Source organism: Burkholderia gladioli (genome assembly GCF_000959725.1).
Taxonomy (GTDB): domain Bacteria; phylum Pseudomonadota; class Gammaproteobacteria; order Burkholderiales; family Burkholderiaceae; genus Burkholderia; species Burkholderia gladioli.
This window is the reverse complement of the sequence record NZ_CP009322.1, coordinates 3,866,132-3,889,634: the sequence shown is the minus strand read 5'-3', so window position 1 is coordinate 3,889,634 and position 23,503 is coordinate 3,866,132. Positions and strand designations below refer to the sequence as shown.

22 protein-coding genes are annotated in these 23,503 nt (G+C 68.3%); 9 read left to right on the top strand and 13 right to left on the bottom strand.

The features are described from left to right. Window positions 1-230: 230 nt before the first annotated feature. A complete protein-coding gene (locus tag BM43_RS16720; protein ID WP_036054547.1) occupies window positions 231-1,307 on the bottom strand; it encodes a purine-nucleoside phosphorylase in 1,077 nt (358 codons plus the stop codon). A gap of 392 nt (window positions 1,308-1,699) precedes the next feature. Further along, window positions 1,700-2,761 carry a selenide, water dikinase SelD gene (gene selD, locus BM43_RS16715; protein ID WP_013689307.1) on the bottom strand — a complete coding sequence of 354 codons (1,062 nt, stop codon included), beginning with the start codon at window positions 2,759-2,761 and terminating at the stop codon, window positions 1,700-1,702. Window positions 2,762-3,005: 244 nt separating this feature from the next. Between selD and BM43_RS16710 the strand changes: the two genes are divergently transcribed. Further along, window positions 3,006-3,842, top strand: coding sequence for a DMT family transporter (locus BM43_RS16710; protein ID WP_036054549.1), 837 nt, complete (start codon window positions 3,006-3,008; stop codon window positions 3,840-3,842). A gap of 43 nt (window positions 3,843-3,885) precedes the next feature. Here BM43_RS16710 and BM43_RS16705 read toward each other — a convergent pair whose 3' ends face one another. Next, a complete protein-coding gene (locus BM43_RS16705) occupies window positions 3,886-4,356 on the bottom strand; it encodes an Lrp/AsnC family transcriptional regulator (RefSeq protein ID WP_013689305.1) in 471 nt (156 codons plus the stop codon). A gap of 156 nt (window positions 4,357-4,512) precedes the next feature. Here BM43_RS16705 and BM43_RS16700 point away from each other — a divergent pair, with 156 nt between their 5' ends. The 3 genes from BM43_RS16700 (at window position 4,513) to BM43_RS16690 (ending at window position 6,159) form a co-directional block, all read left to right on the top strand. After that, window positions 4,513-5,451 carry a ketopantoate reductase family protein gene (locus BM43_RS16700; protein ID WP_036054551.1) on the top strand — a complete coding sequence of 313 codons (939 nt, stop codon included), beginning with the start codon at window positions 4,513-4,515 and terminating at the stop codon, window positions 5,449-5,451. Window positions 5,452-5,583: 132 nt separating this feature from the next. Beyond that, window positions 5,584-5,871, top strand: a complete 288-nt coding sequence (locus BM43_RS16695) for a type II toxin-antitoxin system RelE/ParE family toxin (protein WP_036054553.1) — start codon at window positions 5,584-5,586, stop codon at window positions 5,869-5,871. Window positions 5,872-5,874: 3 nt separating this feature from the next. After that, window positions 5,875-6,159, top strand: coding sequence for an addiction module antidote protein (locus BM43_RS16690; protein ID WP_036030606.1), 285 nt, complete (start codon window positions 5,875-5,877; stop codon window positions 6,157-6,159). A gap of 57 nt (window positions 6,160-6,216) precedes the next feature. Here the strand turns inward: BM43_RS16690 and BM43_RS16685 are convergent, their stop codons facing one another. From BM43_RS16685 to pdxR, 3 genes are all read right to left on the bottom strand, one after another. Continuing rightward, window positions 6,217-6,543, bottom strand: a complete 327-nt coding sequence (locus BM43_RS16685; protein ID WP_036054555.1) for a hypothetical protein — start codon at window positions 6,541-6,543, stop codon at window positions 6,217-6,219. Between the two features lie 148 nt (window positions 6,544-6,691). Beyond that, a complete protein-coding gene (locus tag BM43_RS16680; RefSeq protein WP_167547494.1) occupies window positions 6,692-7,819 on the bottom strand; it encodes an ABC transporter substrate-binding protein in 1,128 nt (375 codons plus the stop codon). Window positions 7,820-8,004: 185 nt separating this feature from the next. Further along, window positions 8,005-9,642, bottom strand: coding sequence for a MocR-like pyridoxine biosynthesis transcription factor PdxR (pdxR, locus tag BM43_RS16675; protein WP_036054559.1), 1,638 nt, complete (start codon window positions 9,640-9,642; stop codon window positions 8,005-8,007). Window positions 9,643-9,777: 135 nt separating this feature from the next. Here pdxR and gabT point away from each other — a divergent pair, with 135 nt between their 5' ends. Both gabT and gabD read left to right on the top strand, forming a co-directional pair. Next, on the top strand, window positions 9,778-11,061 hold the full coding sequence (gene gabT / locus BM43_RS16670; RefSeq protein WP_013689299.1) for a 4-aminobutyrate--2-oxoglutarate transaminase: 1,284 nt from the start codon (window positions 9,778-9,780) through the stop codon (window positions 11,059-11,061). A 95-nt stretch (window positions 11,062-11,156) separates the two neighbouring features. Next, a complete protein-coding gene (gabD, locus tag BM43_RS16665) occupies window positions 11,157-12,623 on the top strand; it encodes an NADP-dependent succinate-semialdehyde dehydrogenase (RefSeq protein ID WP_036054562.1) in 1,467 nt (488 codons plus the stop codon). A gap of 109 nt (window positions 12,624-12,732) precedes the next feature. Here gabD and BM43_RS16660 read toward each other — a convergent pair whose 3' ends face one another. Together BM43_RS16660 and BM43_RS16655 are read right to left on the bottom strand one after the other, a co-directional pair. Then, entirely contained in the window at window positions 12,733-12,933 is a 201-nt protein-coding gene (locus BM43_RS16660) for a hypothetical protein (RefSeq protein ID WP_025101906.1), read from the bottom strand. A gap of 91 nt (window positions 12,934-13,024) precedes the next feature. After that, window positions 13,025-14,569, bottom strand: a complete 1,545-nt coding sequence (locus BM43_RS16655) for a methyl-accepting chemotaxis protein (RefSeq protein ID WP_036054564.1) — start codon at window positions 14,567-14,569, stop codon at window positions 13,025-13,027. Between the two features lie 294 nt (window positions 14,570-14,863). On the opposite strand from BM43_RS16655, the gene BM43_RS16650 reads away from it, so the two are divergent. After that, window positions 14,864-15,721 (top strand): class I SAM-dependent methyltransferase, encoded by an 858-nt coding sequence (locus BM43_RS16650; RefSeq protein ID WP_036054565.1) that lies wholly within the window; start codon window positions 14,864-14,866, stop codon window positions 15,719-15,721. Then, the gene (locus tag BM43_RS16645) at window positions 15,718-16,290 is read left to right on the top strand and encodes a GNAT family N-acetyltransferase (RefSeq protein WP_036054566.1); all 573 of its coding nucleotides are present in this window, start codon (window positions 15,718-15,720) and stop codon (window positions 16,288-16,290) included. The genes BM43_RS16650 and BM43_RS16645 overlap by 4 nt, the downstream gene beginning before the upstream one ends. Window positions 16,291-16,354: 64 nt before the next feature. On the opposite strand, the gene pcaF is transcribed toward BM43_RS16645, so the two are convergent. Beyond that, complete coding sequence (pcaF, locus tag BM43_RS16640) at window positions 16,355-17,557, bottom strand: 3-oxoadipyl-CoA thiolase (protein ID WP_013689294.1); 1,203 nt, start codon at window positions 17,555-17,557, stop codon at window positions 16,355-16,357. Between the two features lie 223 nt (window positions 17,558-17,780). Here pcaF and BM43_RS16635 point away from each other — a divergent pair, with 223 nt between their 5' ends. After that, on the top strand, window positions 17,781-18,569 hold the full coding sequence (locus BM43_RS16635; RefSeq protein WP_036054569.1) for an IclR family transcriptional regulator: 789 nt from the start codon (window positions 17,781-17,783) through the stop codon (window positions 18,567-18,569). Between the two features lie 53 nt (window positions 18,570-18,622). Here BM43_RS16635 and BM43_RS37570 read toward each other — a convergent pair whose 3' ends face one another. The 4 genes from BM43_RS37570 to BM43_RS16615 form a co-directional block, all read right to left on the bottom strand. Next, entirely contained in the window at window positions 18,623-20,179 is a 1,557-nt protein-coding gene (locus BM43_RS37570) for a lysozyme inhibitor LprI family protein (RefSeq protein ID WP_052409265.1), read from the bottom strand. Further along, window positions 20,176-20,847 (bottom strand): hypothetical protein, encoded by a 672-nt coding sequence (locus BM43_RS16625; protein WP_036054571.1) that lies wholly within the window; start codon window positions 20,845-20,847, stop codon window positions 20,176-20,178. Before BM43_RS16625 ends, BM43_RS37570 begins: the two co-directional genes overlap by 4 nt. A gap of 292 nt (window positions 20,848-21,139) precedes the next feature. Next, window positions 21,140-22,240: a branched-chain amino acid aminotransferase gene (locus BM43_RS16620; protein ID WP_036054572.1), complete on the bottom strand. Its 1,101-nt coding sequence runs from the start codon at window positions 22,238-22,240 to the stop codon at window positions 21,140-21,142. A gap of 310 nt (window positions 22,241-22,550) precedes the next feature. After that, a complete protein-coding gene (locus BM43_RS16615; protein WP_036054573.1) occupies window positions 22,551-23,423 on the bottom strand; it encodes an aldo/keto reductase family oxidoreductase in 873 nt (290 codons plus the stop codon). Between the last annotated feature and the right edge of the window lie 80 nt (window positions 23,424-23,503).

Genomic DNA, 23,503 nt, shown 5'->3' with positions numbered 1-23,503 from the left:
CAACTCGACCACTGGGACCAGACCACGCCGGTCTGGATTCCGTTCCGCGCGCAGCCGCGCGGCAACGAGAGCAAGTGACACGCCAATGAAAAACGGGCGGCCTTCGCGGGCCGCCCGTCGATGTTTCACCGCCTCGTGCCCGTCGGGCCCGGCCGTCGCTCCTCGGGAAGGCGCGAAGGCTGGGCCCGATTCTTTTCAACGAGGCGCCAAGCGCGGATGAAGCACCTCGATCAGCGTGCCGGCACGCCGTCGCGCCATTCGTTCCAGTGCGTGACGATGTCCTGCACCAGCGGATTGCCGGCGCGATACAGGTTCTCGGTCGCGATCGTGAAGCCGCCCTGGTCCGCGTAGTTGAGCAGGTTGTCGACGCTGGTCTGGCCCGGGTACGGACGATCGAAGTCGGAGCCGGTGCGCAGCACCGCCACGCGCGAGAGGTCGACCCGCCTGGTGGCCGCCGCGCGCGTTAGCGCCTCGTAGGTGGCGTTGTCTTCCTGGGCCGTCATGCAGTACGTACCCTTGCCATCGGTCAGGATCTTGGTCCACTGGCGCGCGCGCTCGCCGAGCTTCGTGCCCGAGAACCAGGTATTGCCCGACGAGGTATCGCAGCGGACCACCGCCGGCGGCCGGTTGGCCGGCGCCGCGTCGAACTTCGCGCGCGCGGCCTGGGCCTGCGCGTTGTCGGCCAGCGTGACGTTGCGCGACAGCGCATAGGCCGCCTCGGTCAGCTTCGGATTCAGCTCGAACACCTCGGTCTTGTAGTCGAGCGGCGGCTTGTCGCTCGGGCTCTTGGTATTGATGCCGAGGTAACCGGTGTTCCAGCCGGCCGGGATCTCGCGCGCGTCGAGCTCCCACTGCAGGCTGAAGTCGACCAGGTAATGCGACCAGGCCGCCGTGCCGACCGTGCCCTGGGCCGGATCGACGCCGGCGATGCCCGAGACCAGGAAGTAGGTGCGGCGCAGGTCGAACTTCGGCGAGAAGCTCAGCGCCATGATGGTGGCCGCCGCGTTCGCGTAACCCATGCCGGTGGTCACCACGCAGACGTCCTGGCGGTTGCACTGCACGTTTGGATAATCGGGCGAGAGGCCTTCCACCTTGACCGGCGTCCAGGGGCCGATCCGGTCGGTCCAGGCCTGCCCTTCCGGCCCGAACATGGTGATGATCATCACCTTGGGGGCGCGCGTGCCGCCCGCGTGGGCGGCGCCGTCCTGCGCGTCCTGCGCGGTGGCGGAGTTCTGCGCGACGGAAGGCACCGTGGCGCAGGCGGCCAGCGAGAACACGGCCGCGGAAATCATCGAGCGAGTCAGCATCGTCGTTCCTTATGAATGGAGTGGTGAGAACGGCTATCGACATGCGAGGCGCGCGCACCGCGCCGGGCCCTCCGGCATGGCGCGCGCGTCGGTTTCGTCGTGACGCGGGGACACGACGCGGCCCGCGGCGATCGAGGTCGCCGTCAGCCAGGCCGCAAGCGTAGCGAACACGCGGCACGCGCCGCCGGCAAGCCCGAAGCGGCGAACGCCGGAGCGAGCGGAACCGGCGGAAGCGGCCGCGAATTCGTACGACAGGATTGCGATTCTATCGGTCGCGCGCGGCCGGCCAAATTTCCGGGCGCCCGGCGCAATGAAAACGGGAGCCGCGATGGCTCCCGTCGATGGGCGTCGACCTGTGCCGGCGGCTCAGTTCAGCGCCTCAGTTCACCTCCTCAGTTCACCTCGATACGCGGCGCGCCGTCGACCAGTTCGCCGATCACGGCCGCCTGCGCGAAACCGTCGGCGTGGAAGCAGGCCAGCACCTCGTCGACGCTGTCGGGCGCGCAGGCCACCAGCAGGCCGCCCGAGGTTTGCGGATCGGTCAGCAAGGCCTGCGCGATCGAGGGCAGACCGTCGCCGAGCCGCACCTCGGCGCCATAGGCGGCCCAGTTGCGCCCCGACGCGCCGGTCACCACGCCGGCCTCGGCGAACGCCTCGGCGCCGGCCAGCCAGGGCAGCGCGGCATAACGCACGCGCGCCGTCAGCCCCGCGCCGCGCGCCACCTCGAGCCCATGGCCGAGCAGGCCGAAACCGGTCACGTCGGTCATCGCGTGCACGCCCGGCAGCGCGGCCAACTCCGCGCCGGGCCGGTTCAGCTTGGTGGTGGCCGCGATCATCGCCGCGTAGCCGGCGGCGTCGAGCTGGTTCTTCTTCAGCGCGGCCGACAGCACGCCGACACCGAGCGGCTTGCCGAGCACCAGCACGTCGCCGGCGCGCGCGCCCGCGTTGCGCTTGACGCGCGACGGATGCACCAGGCCCAGCGCGGCCAGCCCGTAGATCGGCTCGACCGAGTCGATCGAATGGCCACCCGCGACGGGAATGCCCGCCTCGGCGCAGACCGCCTCGCCGCCCTTGAGCACCGCCGCGATGGTCTCGTGCGGCAACACGTTGATCGGCATGCCGACCAGGGCCAGCGCCAGGATCGGCTTGCCGCCCATCGCGTAGACGTCGGACAGCGCATTGGTGGCGGCGATCCGGCCGAAGTCGTAGGGATCGTCGACGATCGGCATGAAGAAGTCGGTGGTGGCGACGATCGCCTGCTCGTCGTTGAGCCGGTAGACGGCGGCATCGTCGGCGGTCTCGGTGCCGACCAACAGGTCGGGGAACAGCGCGGGCGGCGCATTGCGCTTGAGCAGGTCGGCCAGCACGCCCGGTGCGATCTTGCAGCCGCAGCCGCCGCCGTGCGACAGGCTGGTCAGGCGCGGCGGCTGATTCGATTGCGGGTTCGAGTTCATGGCGAGGGTGTGGTGGTCGTGGTTGGGAAAGCGCCATTATCGACAATCCGCGGCGAACGCGGGCGCGACCCGCGCCGGGCGTCACGAAACGGACACTTGGCGAAACCGGGAGCATGCTGCGATAATCCACGGCTTGCCGCATTTTGCCTCCGATTGCCGCAATCCCAACCAGGCCTGCGGGCCGGCAAACCGGCTCCTCGTCTCCGGCTCATCGTTTCCGGCTCCTCTCGCGCTCCCCGCCGTCATGGATCATCTGCTCGTCGCCCTCGTGCTGTTCTCCGCGCTGCTGCACGCGATCTGGAATGCCTTCCTGCACGTCAGCGAGGATCGCGTGATCCAGCTCGGGACGATGGCCGTGCCCTACCTCGTCGCCGGGGTGGCCGGCGCGCTGTGGCTGCCGGCGCCGGCCGCGGCCGCGTGGCCCTACATCGCGGCCTCGGCCCTGCTCGAGATCGGCTATTGCGTGGCCCTGCTGCGCGCCTATCGCAGCGGCGAATTCAGCCAGATCTACCCGATCGCGCGCGGCAGCTCCCCGCTGCTGGTCGCGCTGTTCGCCTTTGCCGCGCTCGGCGAACGGCCCTCGGCCTTCGCGCTGGCCGGCATCGCCCTGGTTTCCGGCGGCATCATCTCGCTGGCGCTGCGGCGCGGCCTGCGCCTGTCCGGCGAGAGCGTGCCCTATGCGGTGCTGACCGGCGTGTTCATCGCCGCGTATTCGGTGGTGGACGGCATCGGCGTGCGCCTGGCCGGCAATTCGCTGTCTTATATCTGCTGGGTCTACCTGCTGTGGAACGTGCCGCAGTTCGTGCTGGTCTGCGCGCTGCGCGGCGGCCCGCGCGCGCTGCTGGCGCCGAGCGCCACGCTCTGGCGTGGCGTGGCCGCCGGCACCTGCGCGCTGGGCGCCTATGCGATCGTCACGCTGGCCTACCGCTACCTGCCGGTGGCCACCGTCTCGGCGCTGCGCGAGACCAGCTCGATCTTCGCGATCGGCATCGGCTGGTTCGCCATGCGCGAGCAGCCCACCCCGCGGCGCCTGCTGGCCTGCGCGATGGTGGTGGCGGGCGCCGTGCTGATCCGGATGTAGCGCGCAGGCCGGCCCATCCAGCGGCCCGGCGCGCTCAGCGTGCTCAGCGCTCCACCACCTTCACCGGCAAGCCCGTCTTGTACTGCACGCGGCGCAGCGTGATCGCCGTGCTGACGTCGCGCACGCCCTCGATGGTGGCCAGCCTCGACATCACGAAGCGCTCGATGCCCGGGATGTCGTTCGCGACCACGCGGATCATGTAGTCGTAGGCGCCCGTCATCAGGTAGCACTCCATCACCTCGTCGCAGCCGCGGATCACGCGTTCGAAAGCCGCCAGCGTATCGGCCGACTTCTCCACCGCCACCGACACGTAGGCGTTGACGGGATAACCCACCTTGTCCTGGTCGAGCACCGCGACGTAGTCCTTGATCACGCCCGCCTCCTCCAGCAGGCGGATGCGCCGGTACAGCGGCGAGGGCGAGATCGACAGTTCCTCGGCCAGTTCGACCGCCTTCACGTGCGCGTTGCGCTGCAGCGCGTTGAGGATCGTCACATCGGTCTTGTCGAGCTTCATTTGGCTCCATTCCTCGATTCAACTGAAAAAATTGGCGTTTCGAGCCACGTACGGCACCGAATCGCACAGCTTTTGGCTGAACTGTACAGTGCTGCGCCGCTACCATTCCAGCAGTTTCGGTCCGCGAGGACGCGAACGCGAACCTGGAGAGCAAGGATGAAGGTAGTGGTGATGGGCGCGGGCGCCGTGGGGTGCTTCTATGGCGGGATGCTGGCGCGGGCCGGCCAGGACGTGGTGCTGATCGGGCGAGCGCGGCATGTCGAGGCGATCGGCGCGCAGGGCCTGCGCTTCGAATCCGCGCATTTCGACGAGCGCGTCCCGGTGCGGGCGAGCACCGATCCGGCGGTGGCCGCCGAGGCCGACCTGGTGCTGGTCTGCGTGAAATCGGACGATACCGTCGAGGCGGCCGAGGCATTGCGCCCGCACCTGAAACGCGAGGCGATCGTGGTGTCGCTGCAGAACGGCATCGACAACGCGGCGACCCTCGAGGCCGCGCTGAGCCGCCCCGCGATCGCCGCGGCTGTCTACGTGGCCTGCGAGATGGCCGATGCCGGGCATCTCCGGCATCACGGGCGTGGCGACCTGATCATCGGGACCGCGGCCGGCAGCGAGGCGGTGGCGCGGTGCTTCGAGCAAGCCGGCGTGCCGACCCTGGTCTCCGCAAACATAGCCGCGGCCTTGTGGGACAAGCTGGTGTTGAACTGCTCGTACAACGCCATCTCGGCGCTGGTGCAACTGCCGTTCGGCGCGGTCAGCGCCCTGCCGGCGGCCGAGCAGGCGATGCGCGACGTGCTCGCCGAATGCCTGGCCGTCGCCCGCGCCGAGGGCGTGCGGATGGATCTCGATGCCGGCAGCCAGTACGCGCGCATTCGTCGGACTATCCCGGGCGGCCAGTATTCCTCGATGGCACAGGATTTCGCGCGCGGCCGCGCCACCGAGATCGCGCATCTGAACGGCGCGATCGTGCGGCGTGGCGCGGCGCTGGGGGTGGCGACGCCGGTCAATCAGATGCTGGTGGCGCTGATCGGCTTGGTCGAGACGCGGATGGGAGGTGAGCGGGAAGCGGCGGGGACGCGCGAGGCGGTGGCGGCTTGAGGGCGGCGTCAGACACAGCCAATCGGTCTGCTGCTGTTACCCAAGCAAACGGCAAAACGGCTCGTCCTAATCTCGACAGGATTAGTCACGTGCCGAAGTGTACCCAATTGGGTACACTTCGGCACGGTAACTTTGCTGCGCTCCAGTGAATTCACAAACTGGCTTTCCAGCCTGCGTGATCAGCGCGGCAAAGCCCGAATCGCCGCACGCCTGATCAGTGCCCAGCTAGGCAATTTTGGCGAGTACCGCGTGATAGGCGAAGGCGTCCGCGAAATGAAGGTCGACTTCGGGCCGGGTTATCGCATCTACTATGTCCGTCGCGCCGAGATCGTCTATGTCCTTCTCTGCGGTGGCGATAAATCTACACAGAAAAAAGACATCAAGCGCGCGCTCCAGATGGCGCGCGAACTGAAGGAGTAAGCGATGCCCGATTACGCCGAATTCGATGCGGCCGACTATCTCGACAATGACGAAACCGTGGCGGAATTTCTCGCGGTTGCGGCAGAGGATCCCGATCCCGCAGTGTTCCTTGCTGCCGTGGCCGCTGTCGCACGCGCGCGCGGGATGACCAAGGTGGCGTCGGAAGCCGGCCTTGGACGGGTCACCTTGCACAAGGCGCTGACGCCTGGCGCTCACCCTCGATATGAGACCGTGCAGAAGATCCTGCGCTCGCTGGGCCTTCGCATGACCTTCACCGTCGCCCACTGATTTTGGTTCGTCACGGCGCGAGATCCATGAACCTGCTTCAGCCGTGACCCAGGCACGCTACTCGACCTGCGACTTCCGCAGCGATATCGCGCCCTGGTTCAAAGGACACACCTGCTCCCTATCCAGGGCATTCGCCGCGACAGCTTCTCGCGCCGCGGCCACTTCGATTTCTGTATTGTCGGTCGACGATAGATGAGCCGCATTCTCCGCGGCCGCCTCCACTCGCTTTCCTTCCCCATACAAATGCGAAATCGCCTCGTCGCAGAGATGATGCGGCGGATGCACCCAGATGGTCGACAGGAACCATTCGGGCCTGAGCCACATGAGCAGTCCGAACAGCAGCAGCACGGCGATCATGCCCAGCCACAAGGTAAGCAAATCCATGAGGAGTCCGTAAGCCAGTCGCGACACCCAAGCGGTGACACTTGGGTAACGCGCCAGGCTACCGGGCTATTCCATCGGCAGGCGCGATGGCGAAACAAAATGAGGAAGCGCGCCCGCCACCGGCGATACAGACCGATCACATCGGCGATCAGTTCGGCACCAGTCGCCAGCCGCCGCCCACGATCTCGACCATCACGCGCGCGCGCTCGTCGAGGCCCGAGTGATCGGTCGGCGTCATGTTGACGACACCCTGCGAGGTCCGCAGATCCCTGGTGTTCTCGAGCGCGGTGCGCAGCGCCGAGCGAAACGCCGCGGTACCCGGCTGGCCCTGCTTCAGCGCGACGGGAATCGCCTGCTGCAGCAACAGGCCCGCATCCCAGGCATTGCCGCCGAAGGTCGAGGTGCTGCCCGCGCCATAGGCGCCGTCATAGGCGCGCCGATAAACCAGCGCGCTCGCCTTCACGGGGTTCGAATCGGGCAGTTGCTCGGCCACCAGCAAGGGGCCGGCCGGCAGGAAGGTGCCTTCGCAATCCTTGCCGCACAGGCGCAGGAAATCGCCGTTCGCCACGCCGTGGGTCTGGTAGTAGAGGCCCTTGTAGCCGCGCTCCTTGAGCGTCTTCTGCGGCAGCGCGGCCGGCGAGCCGGCGCCGGCGATCAGCACCGCATCGGGATTGCGCGAGACGATCTTCAGCACCTGGCCGGTGACCGAGGTGTCGTTGCGCGCGTAGCGCTCGCTGGCGACCAGCTGGATGCCGGCCTTCGCGGCCGCCTTGCCGAATTCGTTGAGCCAGCTTTCGCCATAGGCATCCGCGAAGCCGATGAAGCCGACCGTCTTCACATGATGCTCGACCATGTTCTGCGCGATCGCGCCGGCCATCAGCGCGTCGTTCTGCGGCGTCTTGAAGACCCAGCCGCGCTTGGCGTCCATCGGCGCCACGATCGAGGCGGCCGCGGCCAGCGCGATCATCGGCGTGCCGGACTGCGCGGCGATATCGAGCATCGCCAGCGAGTTCGGCACGATGGTCGAGCCGACCAGCGCGTCGACATGGTCCTCGCTGCTGAGCTTGCGTGCGTTCTGCACCGCGTGCGAGGGATCGGAAGCGTCGTCGAGCACGATGTAGTCGATCTTCTGCCCGGCGATCTCCCTGGGCAGCAGCGCGATCGTATTCTTCTGCGCAATGCCGAGCGAGGCGGCCGGGCCGGTGGCCGAGACGGTCACGCCGATCTTCACGTCGGCCAGCGCCGGCAGGCTGACGAGCCCGGCGAGGCCGGCCATCAGGCAGGCGGCGTGGATCGGTTTCAGCGCGGACAGGAAGGGCTTCATGCTGGGAGGCTCGTATCGAATGAATGGGCGGGACGGATGCCGGCCGGCGTCGCGCGACGCGGTACCGGCGCCCCCACTGAACGTTCGACCCGGCCCGGCTATTCCATGCGGGAAGAAAAAAGCCGCGCCGGCCAGCGCTAGCCGCCGCGCTTCGCGAACACCACCTCGTCGATCGCCTCGGCCAGCGTCTCGAAGGCCGGCCCGATCTCGTCCTCGGGCACGCAGGCGTAACCGAGCAGCAGCCCCGGCGCCGCGCGCGAGGGATCGGCGTAATAGCCGGACAGCGCGCGCACCACGATATTGCGCTCGAGCGCGGCCTGCGCCACGGCGCGATCGTCGGCGCCGTCGGGCAGGCGCATCACCAGGTGCAGGCCCGCGTCGCCGCCCACCGCCGGCAGCGCGTCGCCGTAGCGGCGCGCCAGCACGTCGAGCAGCGTCTGCCGCCGCAGGCCGTACAACGCGCGCATCTTGCGGATGTGCGACACGAAATGCCCTTCCGCGATGAATTCCGCCAGCACCGCCTGCTGCAGCAGTTGCCCCTCGCGATACAGCTCGGCGCTGGCGGTCGCAAAGCTTTCGGCCAGCGGCTCTGGCGCCACCAGGTAACCCACCCGCAGCCCCGGGAACAGCGTCTTGCCGAAGCTCCCCACGTAGATCACCTGCCCGCTGCCGTCGAGCCCCTGCAGCGAGGCCAGCGGCCGGCTGCCGTAGCGGAATTCGCTGTCGTAGTCGTCCTCGATGATCCAGGCGCCGTGCTGGCGCGCGTATTCGAGCAGCATGCGCCGCCGCGCGAGGCTCATCACCATGCCGAGCGGGTACTGGTGCGAAGGGGTGACCAGCATCAGCCGGGGCGGCGTGGCGAGATCCTCGGCGCTCGGCGCGATGCCTTCCTCGTCGACGGGGATCGGCCGCGTGGTCAGCCCCGAGACGTGCAGCACGCTGCGCACGCCCCAGTAGCAGGGATCCTCGGTCCAGATCACGTCGCCGGGATCGGTCAGCAGGCGCGTGGCCAGGTCGATCGACTGGTGGATGCCGGTGGTGATCACGATCTGCTCGGGCGAGCAGCGCACCGAGCGCGAGGTGCGCAGATAGTCGGCCAGCGCCTCGCGCATCGAGGCGAGCCCGCCGCCCGGCGCGTAGGTCAGCAGGTCGGGCCGCAGGCGGCGCCAGTATTTGTTGTGCAGGCGGGTCCAGATCCGGGCCGGGAAGCGCGACACGTCGGGCACGCCCGGCATGAAGGCGCCGCCCTGCCGTTTGGAGACGCCGGCGCCGGCCACCAGCCGCGCGCCGCGCGCGGACAGCGTGCGCGCCAGCGGGCGCCGCAACGCCGCGGCGGGCGAGATGCCGGCTTCGGCGGCCGGATTGGGCGACGGGCCGAAGTCCGGCTCGGGCGCGGCGGCCGGCGCCGTCCTCGCCGCCTCGCCCGGCCAGCCTGCGTCGGCCGCCGCGCCCCGGCGGCCCCCCTCGACCCCATCGCGCTCGGCCGCGCCGACGATCTCGTCGGGCGAGGTATCGGCCACGAAGGTGCCGCGCCCGGTCGCCGAGCTCACGTAACCCTCCAGCACCAGTTGCTCGTAGACCTGGGTGACCGTATTGCGCGCGATCCCCAGCTCGGTGGCGAGCAGCCGCGACGAGGGCACGCGCGTGCCGGCCGGCAACTCGCGCGACAGGATCGCCTGCTGCAGCAGCCGATGCAGTTGCCGATAGATCGGCTGCGCGCCGCCGCCGCGCACCAGCCGCTGCGCCAGCCAATCCGACAAAACGCTCGCCCTCAAAATTGGCTCCTAGATATTTACAGGAATGGCTCTGATTTTCAGAGCCAAATCTGATTATAGTCGTCTCCATCGGCCGCGCTCCCGCGGCCCTCATCGCTTGACCGAACCGAATCGACCGACTGGAAGGAGATCCCCGTGAAGAATGCCGACCTGCAAGCCCGCAAGAACGCCGCCACGCCGCGTGGCGTTGGCGTGATGTGCGATTTCTACGCCGCGCGCGCCGAGAACGCCGAACTGTGGGACGTCGAGGGCCGCCGCTTCATCGACTTCGCCGCCGGCATCGCCGTGATGAACACCGGCCACCGTCATCCGAAGCTGGTCAAGGCGATCGCCGAGCAGCTCGAGTGCTTCACGCATACCGCCTACCAGATCGTCCCCTACGCGTCCTACGTCGAGCTGGCCGAGAAGATCATCGCCCGCGCGCCGGGCAGCCAGGCCAAGAAGGCGGCCTTCTTCACCACCGGCGCCGAGGCCGTCGAGAACGCCGTCAAGATGGCGCGCGCCTTCACCGGCCGGCCGGGCGTGATCGCCTTCGCCGGCGGCTTCCATGGCCGCACCATGATGGGCATGGCGCTGACCGGCAAGGTCGCGCCCTACAAGCTGAACTTCGGCCCGTTCCCGGGCGACGTGTTCCACGCCCCCTATCCGAACGCGCTGCACGGCATCAGCGTGGCCGACTCGCTGAAGGCGATCGACATGCTGTTCAAGGCCGACATCGATCCGAAGCGCGTCGCCGCGATCATCTTCGAACCGGTGCAGGGCGAAGGCGGCTTCTACGCGGCGCCGGCCGATTTCGTGCGCGGCCTGCGCAAGATCTGCGACGAACACGGCATCGTGCTGATCGCCGACGAAGTGCAGACCGGCTTCGCGCGCACCGGCAAGCTGTTCGCGATGCAGCACTACGACGTGCTGCCGGACCTCACCACCATGGCCAAGAGCCTGGCCGGCGGCATGCCGCTGTCGGGCGTGGTCGGCCGCGCCGACGTGATGGACGCGGCCGCGCCCGGCGGCCTGGGCGGCACCTACGCGGGCAACCCGCTGGCGGTGGCCGCGGCCCACGCGGTGCTCGACATCATCGACGAGGAAAAGCTGGAAGCGCGCGCCACCGCGCTCGGCGACAAGCTGAAGGCGAAGCTCTCGGCGCTGCAATCGGAGGTGCCGCAGATCGTCGACGTGCGCGGCCCGGGCGCGATGGTGGCGGTCGAGTTCTTCAAGGCCGGCACGCAGGAGCCCGATGCCGATTTCACCAAGCGCGTGCAGGCGCGCGCGCTCGAGCGCGGGCTGTTGCTGCTGGTGTGCGGCGTGTACTCGAACGTGGTGCGCTTCCTGTTCCCGCTGACGATCCAGGACGCCGTGTTCGACGAGGCGCTCGGCATCCTGGAGGAAGTGCTGAAGGAAACCGTCGGCGTCGCCGCCTGAGGTCCACCGGCATCGCCCGCCAAGCCGCGTTCCGCCGTGAACGCGGCTTGTCACGTTCACCGCATCGCAACGGCATCCGCATCCAGAGGCAAGGCATGAGCACCGAATTCACCGCAGCACTGAAGGATCCCTCGCTGTTCCGCCAGCAGATCTACCTGGCCGGCGAATGGCAAGGCGCCGCCAATGGCGCCAGCTTCGAAGTCCGCAACCCCGCCAACGGCGAACTGCTCGGCAGCGTGCCGCTGGCCGGCGCGGCCGAGACGCGCCGCGCCATCGAGGCGGCCAACGCCGCCTGGCCGGCCTGGCGCCGCCGCACCGCCAAGGAGCGCGCCGCCATCCTGCGCAAGTGGTACGAGCTGATGCTCGCGCACGCCGACGATCTCGCGCTGATCCTCACCACCGAGCAGGGCAAGCCGCTGGCCGAGGCCCGCGGCGAGATCCTCTACGCCGCCTCCTTCATCGAGTGGTTCGCCGAGGAAGGCAAGCGCGTCTATGGCGACACCATCCCGACCCCGGCCGGCGACAAGCGCATCGTCGTCACCAAGGAGCCGGTGGGCGTCTGCGCCGCGATCACGCCGTGGAATTTCCCGGCCGCGATGATCACCCGCAAGGTCGGCCCGGCGCTGGCGGCGGGCTGCCCGATCGTGGTCAAGCCGGCCGAGGCCACGCCGTTCTCGGCGCTCGCGCTGGCCGTGCTGGCCGAGCGCGCGGGCGTGCCGGCCGGCGTGTTCAGCGTGGTCACCGGCGACCCGAAGGCGATCGGCGGCGAGCTGACCGGCAACGCCACGGTGCGCAAGCTCTCGTTCACCGGCTCGACGCCGGTGGGCCGCCTGCTGATGGCGCAGTGCGCGCCGACCGTCAAGAAGGTCTCGCTCGAACTGGGCGGCAACGCGCCCTTCATCGTGTTCGACGATGCCGATCTCGATGCGGCCGTAGAGGGCGCGATCGCCTCGAAGTACCGCAACAGCGGCCAGACCTGCGTGTGCACCAATCGGTTCTACGTGCACGACAAGGTCTATGACGCGTTCGCCGCCAAGCTCGCGGCCGCGGTCGAGAAGCTCAAGGTGGGACGCGGCACCGAGGCCGGCGTGATGCAGGGCCCGCTGATCAACGAGGCGGCCGTGCTGAAGGTCGAGGCGCATATCGAGGACGCGCTCGCCAAGGGCGCCAGCATCGCCACGGGCGGCAAGCGCCACGCGCTCGGGCACGGCTTCTTCGAGCCGACCGTGCTGACGGGCGTGACGCCCGACATGAAGGTCGCGAAGGAGGAAACCTTCGGCCCGCTCGCGCCGCTGTTCCGCTTCGCCTCCGACGAGGAAGTGATCGGCTTCGCGAACGACACCGAGTTCGGCCTGGCCGCCTACTTCTACAGCCGCGACATCGGCCGCGTCTGGCGCGTCGCCGAGGCGCTCGAATACGGCATGGTCGGCATCAACACCGGCCTGATCTCGAACGAGGTGGCGCCGTTCGGCGGCGTCAAGCAATCGGGCCTCGGCCGCGAGGGCTCGCACTACGGCATCGACGACTACGTGGTGATCAAGTATCTGTGTCTCGCGGTGTGAGGCACGGCCGGGCCCGAGCACGGGCCCGTCGTGCTCCGGACGACGAAACGCCTTCGCGGCAGCCGCCGCGAAGGCGTTTTTTCATGGGCGCGCGCCGCCTCGAATCGGCTCAGCCGAGCCAGCCGAAATGGCGCATCGCCTCCTCGATCGCGCCGCGCCACTGCTGCGGGCACTGCTTGAGCCGCGTGGTCTTGCGCAGGCTCTTGATCGGCAGGCCGTTGAGCTCCTTCACATGCGCGATCCAGCCGCTTTGCGCGACGATGCCGTAGCGCTCCTTCACGTAAGTCTGTATGTCCCGATAGGTCGCCATCGCGATCCGCCCTGATTCGTTTCGATGCGCGCGGTCGATCGAGAAAGGGAGGCGCCCGGCCGCGCATGCCGGGCGCGAGGCTCCCAGGCGCTCAGCGGAACACGCCGACCGCGTCGACCAGCGAGGTGGCCTGCTGGCGCAGGCTTTCCGAGGCGGCCGCGCTCTGCTCCACCAGGGCCGCGTTCTGCTGGGTGATGTTGTCGAGGTCGACCACGGCGCGGTCGACCTGCTCGACGCCCACGCTCTGCTCGGCGGTCGAGGAGCTGATCTCGGCGATCAGGTCAGCCACGCGCTTGACCTGCACCACCAGGTCGTCCATGGTGCGGCCGGCGTCGTCGACGCGGCGCGAGCCCGAGGCGACACGCTCGACGCTGTTCTCGATCAGGGTCTTGATCTCCTTGGCCGCGTTCGCGCTGCGCTGCGCGAGCGCACGCACCTCGCCCGCCACCACCGCGAAGCCGCGGCCCTGCTCGCCCGCGCGCGCCGCCTCGACGGCGGCGTTGAGCGCCAGGATATTGGTCTGGAAGGCAATGCCGTCGATCACGCCGATGATGTCGGAGATGCGACGCGAGCTGTCGGTGATCTCGTTCATGGTGCCGACGATCTCGCCGACCGCGTGGCCGCCGCGCGAGGCCGCGTCGCTGGCCGACACCGCCAATTGGTTCGCCTGCGAGGCGGTGGCGGCATTGCTGGAGACGGTGGCCGTCATCTGCGCCATCGAGGACGCGGTCTGCTGGACCGCCGTGGCGGCCTGCTCGGTGCGCGCGCTCAGGTCGTTATTGCCCTGCGCGATCTCGCTGCTGGCGCGCTGCACGTTCAGCACCTGCTCGCTGACGTCGTCCACCAGCCAGCGGAACATCAGCCCGAGCTGGTCGATGGTGCGCAAGGTCATGCCGATCTCGTCGACGCGCGTGACGGCCGGGCCGTCGCGGCTCTCACCGGTGGCCACCCGTAGCGCGCGCCGGCGCACCGCGCGCAGCGGCCGCGCGATCTGCGCATCGAGCCAGGCCACGATCAGGCCCGCCGCCACCGCGGTGCTGGCCGCCACGCCGGCCAGCGGCCAGCCCGTCACGCCCGAGGCCCAGGCACCGCCCGTCACCACCGGCACCAGCGCCGCCATCGGCAGGTACATGCGGGTGCGCACCGACATGGTCTTCAGCAGCGAGCCGAGCCGCCCGATCCCGCCGCGGATCACCACGCCCTTGTGGAAGCGCCGGCCGCGCGCGCGGCCCTCGCGGAAGTCGCGGTACAGCGCCTCGGCCGCCGCGATGTCCTCGGGCGTGGCCTTGGTGCGCACCGACATGTAGCCCTGCGGCTCGCCGTTGCGCATCAGCGGCACGGCATTGGCGCGCACCCAGTAGTGATCGCCGTTCTTGCGGCGGTTCTTGACCAGCGCCATCCACGGCTCGCCGCCCTGGATGGTGGCCCACATGTCGGCGAAGGCCTCGCGCGGCATGTCGGGGTGACGCACGATGTTGTGCGGCGAACCCACCAGCTCCTCGGGCGTGAAACCGCTGACCTGCACGAAGGTCGCGTTCGCGTAGGTGATCGTGCCGTCGGCGCGCGTGGTCGACATCAGGGTCGAGTCTTCGGGAAATTCGTATTCGTGCTGCGTGACCGGCTGGTTATTGCGCATTCGCGGGCTCCGGCGCACGGCGCTCGTGGCGCCGCGGCTTCTTTCTGGGTCGGTTGGTCCTGGCGGCCCGCGCCGCGCGCCGGGCGCCGCGCCGATCGACGCGGCCCGGCGACGGCCGCGGGCTCATCTCTTTTTTGTCGGCAGCCAGGCGGAAAACCTTACCCATCAGACGAATAAATTATTCGATTCTGTTCTCCACATGATCTCGATCAAATAATGCGAGGATGGCGGCACCTGAGAAAACCATAACAAGGATGCGGCGTGACCGATCCCTTCAAGCACAGAATCATTCCCATGAAAAAAGAACTGCACGAGCGGAATCGGCTGTCCTGGAATACGGCAACCGTCGCGCATAACAGCCATAAAGGCGACCAGGCGGCCTTTTTCCGCGATGGCGGCTCGACGCTGTTTCCGGAAGAACTCGACTTGCTGGGTGAAATCGCCGGCTTGCGGCTGCTGCACCTGCAATGCAATGCCGGGCAGGACACGCTGAGCCTGGCACGCCTGGGCGCGCAGGTGACCGGCGTCGATATCTCGGACGAGGCGATCGACTTCGCGCGGCGCCTGTCGGCCGACGCGAACCTGCCCGCGCGCTTCGAGCGCGCCGACGTGCTCGACTGGATGCCCGAGGCCGCCGCGCGCGGCGAGCGCTTCGAGCGCGTGTTCATCTCCTACGGCGCGATCTGCTGGCTCTCGGACCTGCGCGCCTGGGCCCAGGGCATCGCCGGCCTGCTGGCACCGGGCGGGCGCTTCGCGATGGTCGAATTCCATCCCTTCGCGCTGTACTTCGATCCGCACTGGAAACCCGGCTACGACTATTTCAAGCGCGAGGCGAACCTGGAGGCGGCCGGCGTCGGCGATTACGTGGCGGCTTCCGGCACGGGGCTCGGCGCGCGGCACGACCAGCCGGGCGTGGTCGATTTCGCGAACCCGCATCCGAGCTACGAGTTCATGTGGGGAATCGGCGAGGTGGTGAATGCGCTGGTCGCGGCCGGGCTCGCGATCGACAGCCTCGACGAGTATCCCTACGCGAACGGCTGGAAGGGCTTCGACGACATGGAGGAACTGGACGGGCATCGCATGGTGCCGCCCGCCGGCATGCCACGGCTGCCGCTGATGTACGCGATCGCCGCGCATCGGGCGGCGGCGTGAACCGCCGAAGCCGCGCCGAGCGCGACGCGCTGGCCGGGCGCGTGCTGACGCGCGACGAGCTGCCCTTGGTCTGGACCATCGACCGGCGCGAAATCATCCACCACATGTACGTGCTGCGCGACGGCGCGCTGCAGCGCGTGCCGGAATTCCACGATGTCGAAGGCTGGCCTGAAGGCGAGGCCGAGCACTACACGCCGCTCCTGCTCGACTGCCACGATCGCGGCGGCTGGTGCCTGGGCAGCTTCGACGGCGCGCGGCTGGTCGCGGCGGTGATCGTCGACAGCCGGCCGATTGGCGCGAACGGCGAGCTGCGGCAACTGAAGTTCCTGCATGTGAGCCACGACTGGCGCGGCTGCGGGCTGGGCGAGCAGCTCTATCGCGAGGCCGCCGCGCAGGCGCTCGCGATGGGCGCGGCGCGGCTCTATGTGTCGGCCACGCCCTCGCAAGGCACCATCGATTTCTACCTGCGGCTGGGCTTCACGCCCAGCGCCTCGCCCGATCCGGCGCTGTACGCGCTCGAACCGGAAGATCTTCATCTGGAGGGGCCGGCGCTCTCGCCTCGCACCTGAAAAAACGGCGGAACGCCGGATGCCCCGGGCGTTCCGCCGTTCGGCGGGATCGGCTTCGCGCGACTCAGACGCGCTCGATCGCCAGCGCGATGCCCTGGCCGACGCCGATGCACATCGTGCACAGCGCGTAACGGCCCTGGGTGCGATGCAACTGGTACATCGCGGTGGTCACCAGGCGCGCGCCCGAGGCGCCGAGCGGGTGGCCCAGCGCGATCGCGCCGCCGTTCGGGTTGACGCGGGGATCGTCGTCGGCCACGCCGAGCATGCGCAGCACCGCCAGGCCCTGCGAAGCGAAGGCTTCGTTCAGCTCGATCACGTCGAACTGGTCGATGCTCATGCCCAGGCGCGCCAGCAGCTTCTGCGAGGCCGGCGCCGGGCCGATGCCCATCACGCGCGGCGCGACGCCCGCGGTGGCGATGCCGAGAATGCGCGCGCGCGGCACCAGGCCATGGCGCTTGGCGTTCTCCTCGTTGGCGACCAGCAGCGCGCAGGCGCCGTCGTTGACGCCCGAGGCATTGCCGGCCGTCACCGTGCCGTCGGGGCGCACCACGCCCTTGAGCTTGGCGAGCGCCTCCAGCGAGGTCTCGCGCGGATGCTCGTCGCGCGAGATCACCAGCGGATCGCCCTTCTTCTGCGCGATCGTGACCGCGACGATTTCCTGCGCCAGCGAGCCGTCCTGCTGCGCGCGCGCCGCCTTCTGCTGGCTGCGCAGCGCGAAGGCATCCTGGTCGGCGCGGCTCACGCCGTAGTCGGTGGCGACGTTCTCGCCCGTCTCCGGCATCGAATCGACGCCGTATTGCTGCTTCATCAGCGGATTGACGAAGCGCCAGCCGATGGTCGTGTCGAAGATCTCGGCCTGGCGCGAGAAGGCGCTGCTGGCCTTGCCCATCACGAAGGGCGCGCGGCTCATGCTCTCCACGCCGCCCGCGATCATCAGGCCCGCCTCGCCCGACTTGATCGCGCGCGCGGCGATGCCGATCGCGTCCATCCCGGAACCGCACAGGCGATTGACCGTCGAACCCGGCACGGATTGCGGCAGGCCGCCCAGCAGCGCCGACATGCGCGCGACGTTGCGGTTGTCTTCGCCGGCCTGGTTGGCGCAGCCGTAGATCACGTCGTCGATCGCGCTCCAGTCGACATCGCGGTTACGCTCGATCAGCGCCTTGATCGGCACGGCGCCGAGATCGTCGGCACGAACGCTGGACAGCGAGCCGCCGTATCGCCCGATCGGGGTACGGATCGCGTCGCAGAGGAATGCATCGGTCATGGTTGTCTCCGGAACTTCGTTCGGATGGAACGGGAGCCAGGCCGGAAAACTCGCGGCCTGGCTCCGAAGATGTTCTATGTACGAACATAAGATCGAATATCGAACTGTTTTGCGATCATAGGGAGGGGGTGCAAGCCTGTCAAGTTCGCGGCCGGCTTTCGTCCTTGGCTTGAACCGACCCCATGCGCTACTCTTCGCACTTGCATCGAACCTCCCCCAGCCCATGAGTACAGACGATCTTCAGGCCAAACCCGGTGACTCCTACGTCCAGTCGTTCGCGCGCGGACTGGCGGTGATTCGCGCCTTCGACGCGCAGCGGCCGGAGCAGACCCTGACCGAGGTGGCCGCCACCACCGGGCTCACGCGCGCCGGGGCGCGGCGGATCCTGCTGACCCTGCAGACGCTCGGTTACGTGGAGGCCGACGGCCGGCTGTTCCGGCTCACGCCGAAGATCCTCGATCTCGGCTTCGCCTATCTCACCTCGATGCCGTTCTGGAACCTGGCCGAGCCGGTGATGGAGCAACTGTCGGCGCGCATCCATGAAAGCTGCTCGGCCGCGGTGCTGGACCGTACCGAGATCGTCTACGTGCTGCGCGTGCCGACCCACAAGATCATGACCATCAACCTGTCGATCGGCAGCCGCCTGCCCGCGTACTGTACGTCGATGGGGCGCGTGCTGCTGTCCTCGCTCGACGAGGCCGCGCTCGACGAGGTGCTGGCACTGAGCCCGATCCAGGCGCACACGCCCAGGACCATCACCGACCCGGCCGCGCTCAAGAACGAGATCGCGACGGTGCGCAAGCAGGGCTGGGCGATCGTGGACCAGGAACTCGAGGCGGGGCTGATCTCGCTGTCGGCGCCGATCCGCAACCGGCGCGGCCGCGTGATCGCGGCGATGAACATCAGCGGGAATGCCCAGCGGCATACCGCTCGGCAGATGGTGAAGGAGTTCCTGGAGCCGCTGCAGGAAGCGGCGCAGACGGTATCGGCGCTGGTGGCGCGGCGTAGTTGAGACATCGCGGCGGGGCATGGGCCGATGATGCCTGGCCCCACCCCGCCGCGTCGTCAGTCGAGTTGCCCGGTCTGCGCCACCTGGGCGAGATAGGCGCGCTGGGCGGCATACCAGCGCGTCAGGCATTGACGGTCATGGCATGCCGAGTCGCGGTATCCCCATTGCTGGCGAACCCGGTCCCGGAAACCGTCCCGGTCGGCCACGGCCGCCCTGGCCTGCCCGAGCAGCCTCGCCACGGCGGCGTCCTGCGCAGCGAGATCGCCGTCCGCGCAGATCAACCGCTCCGCGTCCGATCGCGCTTTTCCACAATCGAAGCTCGGGCCATTGGCCGCTTGCGGCGCGGGCACTGGAGCCGGGGCTGCCGCCACCCGCGCCGGCTTCGGTTTCGGTGTCGCCGCCGCCTGCTTGGCCGTGTCCTTTCGGGACGGCTCGCCCGGCTCGACCGCCTTGTTCGCCGCTTCGCCGGTCGCGGCAACAGCGGGGGCATCGTCCTGCTTCACCAGCTCGTATTTTCCATCCGAGTAGGCATAGAGATGCTCGGCGACACGGGCCGCCTGCCCAGCGAGTTCGTGCGTGAACGCCAGCCGGATGTCGTCGTGAGCCGGATCCTTGCCCTTCACGAAGCGGGTCTTGACGGACAATCGCTCGGCGTCCGAGCTGCCCGTTTGGGCATCGTCGACGACACGGGTGAAGCCGCCGTTCTTGCCGCGCAGGAACACGCTGCTGCTGGCGGTCTCGTAACCCTGGTGCATGTCGCCGCCGGTGACGATCAGCGCGTACTGGTCGCCGCCCGCCGCGGTCCATTCGAAGCCCTGGCCGACACTGCCCGAGGCGCCCATCGAAGCAAGGTAGGGATTGCTGGCCTCAACCTTCCAGGCATCGCCATCCTGCTTGAAGATCGTCACGCCGAGCAGGCCGGTGCAGGCATGGCAGCCGCCGCCGTCGGGAACCGCATTCGTCACCAGCACCTGCTTGCGCTGGCCGCCTTCGCTGAACGCGAAGTTCGCCACGCCGGTGACCTGCAAGGCACGGCCCGCCGACCACTGCAGCATGTCGCTTCCCGGGAGCCCCGCCGGAATCTCGGCATCCTGCCAGCTCGCCGATTTCGACTGCGCGTCGTAGGCGCCATACAGCAGTTCCAGCGCCGCCGGCACCTTGAACTCCCCGCGAATCGAGCGCGCCGCCATGGCCACGCCGCAGGCCTTCGACATCAGCTCGGCCATGCCCGGCTCGGATTTGGCCGGCACGGCCGCGTCGTTGCCCGGGTAGTCCTTGTCGGCGGTGCCGTCGGCGCGATACTGCGCGCCGGGCATGCGGCGCGTCAGGTCGCGGCAGTTGGTGGCCACGTCGAAGCGCGCATAACCGTCCGGGAAGGACTTCAGGGCGTGGATCAGGTAAGCGCCGCTGTCTCGCGTGATATCCGTCGGATTGAACCAGAGCTGCGCCGCGTCGCCGGATCCGCCGACCTGCTGATAGCCGGGGAAGCGCTGGTCGGAGGCGGCGGCCTGATCACCGCCGCTGCCCTTTCCGCAAGCCGCGATGCCCAGCGCCGCCGCGACGGCGAGGCTCGACACCAGGAGCCTGCGCCAAACCATGTCGCGCGCGCTCATGCCTGGCTCATCTCGCCGGCCGTCTCGACCCGCGCCCGAGCGCCGGCCTGGCGCATGGGCCGCGTGTTCCGCTCGATCGCCAGCAGCACCAGCACCAGGCTGAACAGCGCCACCAGCAGCAGGCCGCTCGCCGTTGCGCCCGCAACGATCTTCAGCGTTTCCATCTTTTGCGCGGCCTGGACCGCCACGTCCTTGTAGCGTTCCCGCTTGGTCTCCATGAAGGCATTGATGGCCGGGAACACCTCGATCTTGGCGGCCTCGGCCGCGCTCACCACCGCGCCCAGCTCGTCGAGATAGGGCTGGCGATCGGCCGCGGGAATCTCGTCGAGATGCTTGCGGATAATCCGGGCGTTGTCGCCCTCCAGGTACTTCTGCAGCGAGAAGGGGATCTTGAAACCCGCCAGCGGGCTTTTCTGCGCGCCCGGCTCGGCCGGCTGCTGGGCGTCCTTCGGTGCCTCGTCCTGGTCGGCGGCGGGCTGCTCGGCCTGCTTCAAGGGCTCGACGATCTCATTGGCGGAGACACGCGTGTCGACACGTTCCTGCCACACTGAAATGCCGAAGAAAATACCGCCGGCAATGCCGATCAGAAATACGGTGACGCAAACCAGGGCAACGGCTCGCGTGATATTGAATAGCGCCTTGCGCTCGAACCCCTCGATAACGCTCATGGTCTTCCTTTGGTTTTAGTGTGATTGCTGAAGCGAGTGCGCATGCGATTCGATCGAGCTCGTCATGCGCGGCGCAATCATATAACGAGAGGCCAGGCGCGTCATTCGGAAATGGCGGATTAAAGCGCGAATAAAACAACGGCCGCGATTGAATGCGATAAACCGCTTCACGCGACAATCGAGTGGAGAAAATCCCCCATCAAAACAAAACCCCGCGTCTTTGCAGACGCGGGGTTTTGGAATTCGCTCGATCGTCATTCGGGTGCCGGCGAATACGCGGCACCGCACGGCATCAGCCGATGACGTCCACCCAGCCGTGCTGGTCCGCTTCGCGGCCGGTCTGGATGCCGACCAGGCTCTGCTTCAGGCGCTGGGTCACCGGGCCGGCCTTGCCGTCGCCGATCGTGAAGTTGTGCTTGCGGCCCTTCACCTGCCCGATCGAGGTCACCACGGCGGCCGTGCCGCAGGCGAACGCCTCGACCAGCTTGCCGCTCTTCGCATCGGCTTCCCATTGCTCGATCGAATACGGCTCCTCGCGCACCGTGTAGCCGAGATCGCGCGCCAGATCGATCAGCGACGCACGCGTGATGCCGGGCAGGATGGTGCCGGTCAGCGGCGGCGTCTGCAGCGAGCCGTCCTCGAACACGAAGAACACGTTCATGCCGCCCAGTTCCTCGATCCACTTGCGCTCGACCGCGTCGAGGAACACCACCTGGTCGCAACCCTCGCGCGTGGCCTCGGCCTGCGCGGCCAGGCTCGCGGCGTAGTTGCCGCCGCACTTCGCGTCGCCGGTGCCGCCGGGCGCCGCGCGCGTGTAGGTATCCGACACCCAGATCGCCACGCCCTTCGACGCGTCGCCCTTGAAGTAGGCGCCCACCGGCGTGGCCACCACGCAGAACAGGTAGCGCGCCGAGGGCTTCACGCCCAGCACCACCTCGTTGGCGATCATGAACGGACGCAGGTACAGCGCGCTGCCCTCGGCCGACGGGATCCAGTCGCGCTCGAGGCGCACCAGCTCGCGCACCGCGTTGACGAACAGCTCCTCGGGCAGCTCGGCCATCGCCAGGCGACGGGCCGAATTGCGGAAACGCTTGGCGTTCTGCTCGGGGCGGAACAGGGCGATCTTGCCGTCCGGCAGCGGATAGGCCTTCATGCCCTCGAAGATTTCCTGCGCGTAATGCAGCACGAGCATGGCCGGATCGACTTCGAGCGCCTTGCGCGGCTCGATGCGCGCGTCATGCCAGCCCTGGCCTTCGGTGTATTGGATCGTCACCATGTAGTCGGTGAAGATCTTGCCGAAACCGGGATTGGCGAGCAGCTCGGCGCGCTTTTCCGCGGAGGTGGGATTCGGGTGGCGTTCGATCGGGAAAGTCGGGGTGCTGCCGGTGCTCATGTGGTCGACTCCTGGTGTTCTTGGGAACGGCGGGAACGTCCCGCCGCCGTGATAACCGAACACTGTAATCGACCTGAGCGTTCCGCGCATCTGGGAATGGCCCGGCAGGCGCGGCGAAATCCACGGGAAAATCGGCCGGGATATCACCGAAAGCCCTGAAAACAAGGGCTTGGCGCATCATCGGGCGCGTCTCGCGAGCATTGCGCGAGACGTGGAAAAAACCGCTCGACCGCTGCCGAAAGTGCATTTCGATGCCTGGATACAGGGTCAAAATGCACTTCGACGGTTTTCACCAATTGGTGCAAATCGCTCAGGCGCCGGCGATGGCATCCAGTTCGCTCATCGCCTCGTCGTCCAGCACCAACTGCCGCGCCGCGAGGTTTTCGCGCAGATGCGCAAGCGACGACGTGCCCGGAATCAGCAGCAGGTTCGGCGAACGCCGCAGCAGCCAGGCCAGCGCCACCTGCATCTGCGTGGCGCCCAGGCGCTCGGCCACGCCCGAGAGCACCGAGGATTGCAGCGGCGAGAAGCCGCCGAGCGGGAAGAACGGCACGTAGGCGACGCCGTCGGCGGCCAGCGCGTCGACCAGGGCATCGTCGGCGCGATGCACGAGGTTGTAGTGGTTCTGCACGCAGACGATCTCGCAAAGCCGCCGGCCCTCCTCCACTTGCGCGCGCGTGACGTTGCTGAGCCCGATGTGCCGCACCAGCCCCTGGCGCTGCAGTTCGGCAACCGCACTCAACTGCGCCTCGATCGAACCCTCGGTCGGCGCGAGCGCCGAGAACATGATGCGCAGGTTGACCACGTCGATGACGTCGAGCTTCAGGCGGCGCAGGTTGTCGTGCACGGCGCTCTCGAGCTCGGCGGCCGAATAGGCCGGCAACCAGCCGCCCTGGTCGTCGCGCCGCGCGCCGATCTTGGTGACGATCACCAGCTCGTCGCGATAGGGATGCAGGGCCTCGCGGATCAATTCATTGGTCACATAGGGGCCGTAATAATCGCTGGTGTCGATGTGGTCGACGCCCGATTCGACGGCCTCGCGCAGCACCGCGATGGCCGCGGCGCGATCCTTGGGCGGCCCGAAGGCGGCGCGGCCGGCCAGCTGCATGGCGCCGTAGCCGATCCGGTGCACCGTGCGGCTGCCGAGTTGGTAGGTGGTCTGGGTCTGGGACGAGGCGTTCATCTGGCTACTCCTTGAAGGGAAAGCCGAGCTTACGCGCTGGCGATTGTCTCGATAAGACAGCATAATTCGCACGGGTTGTA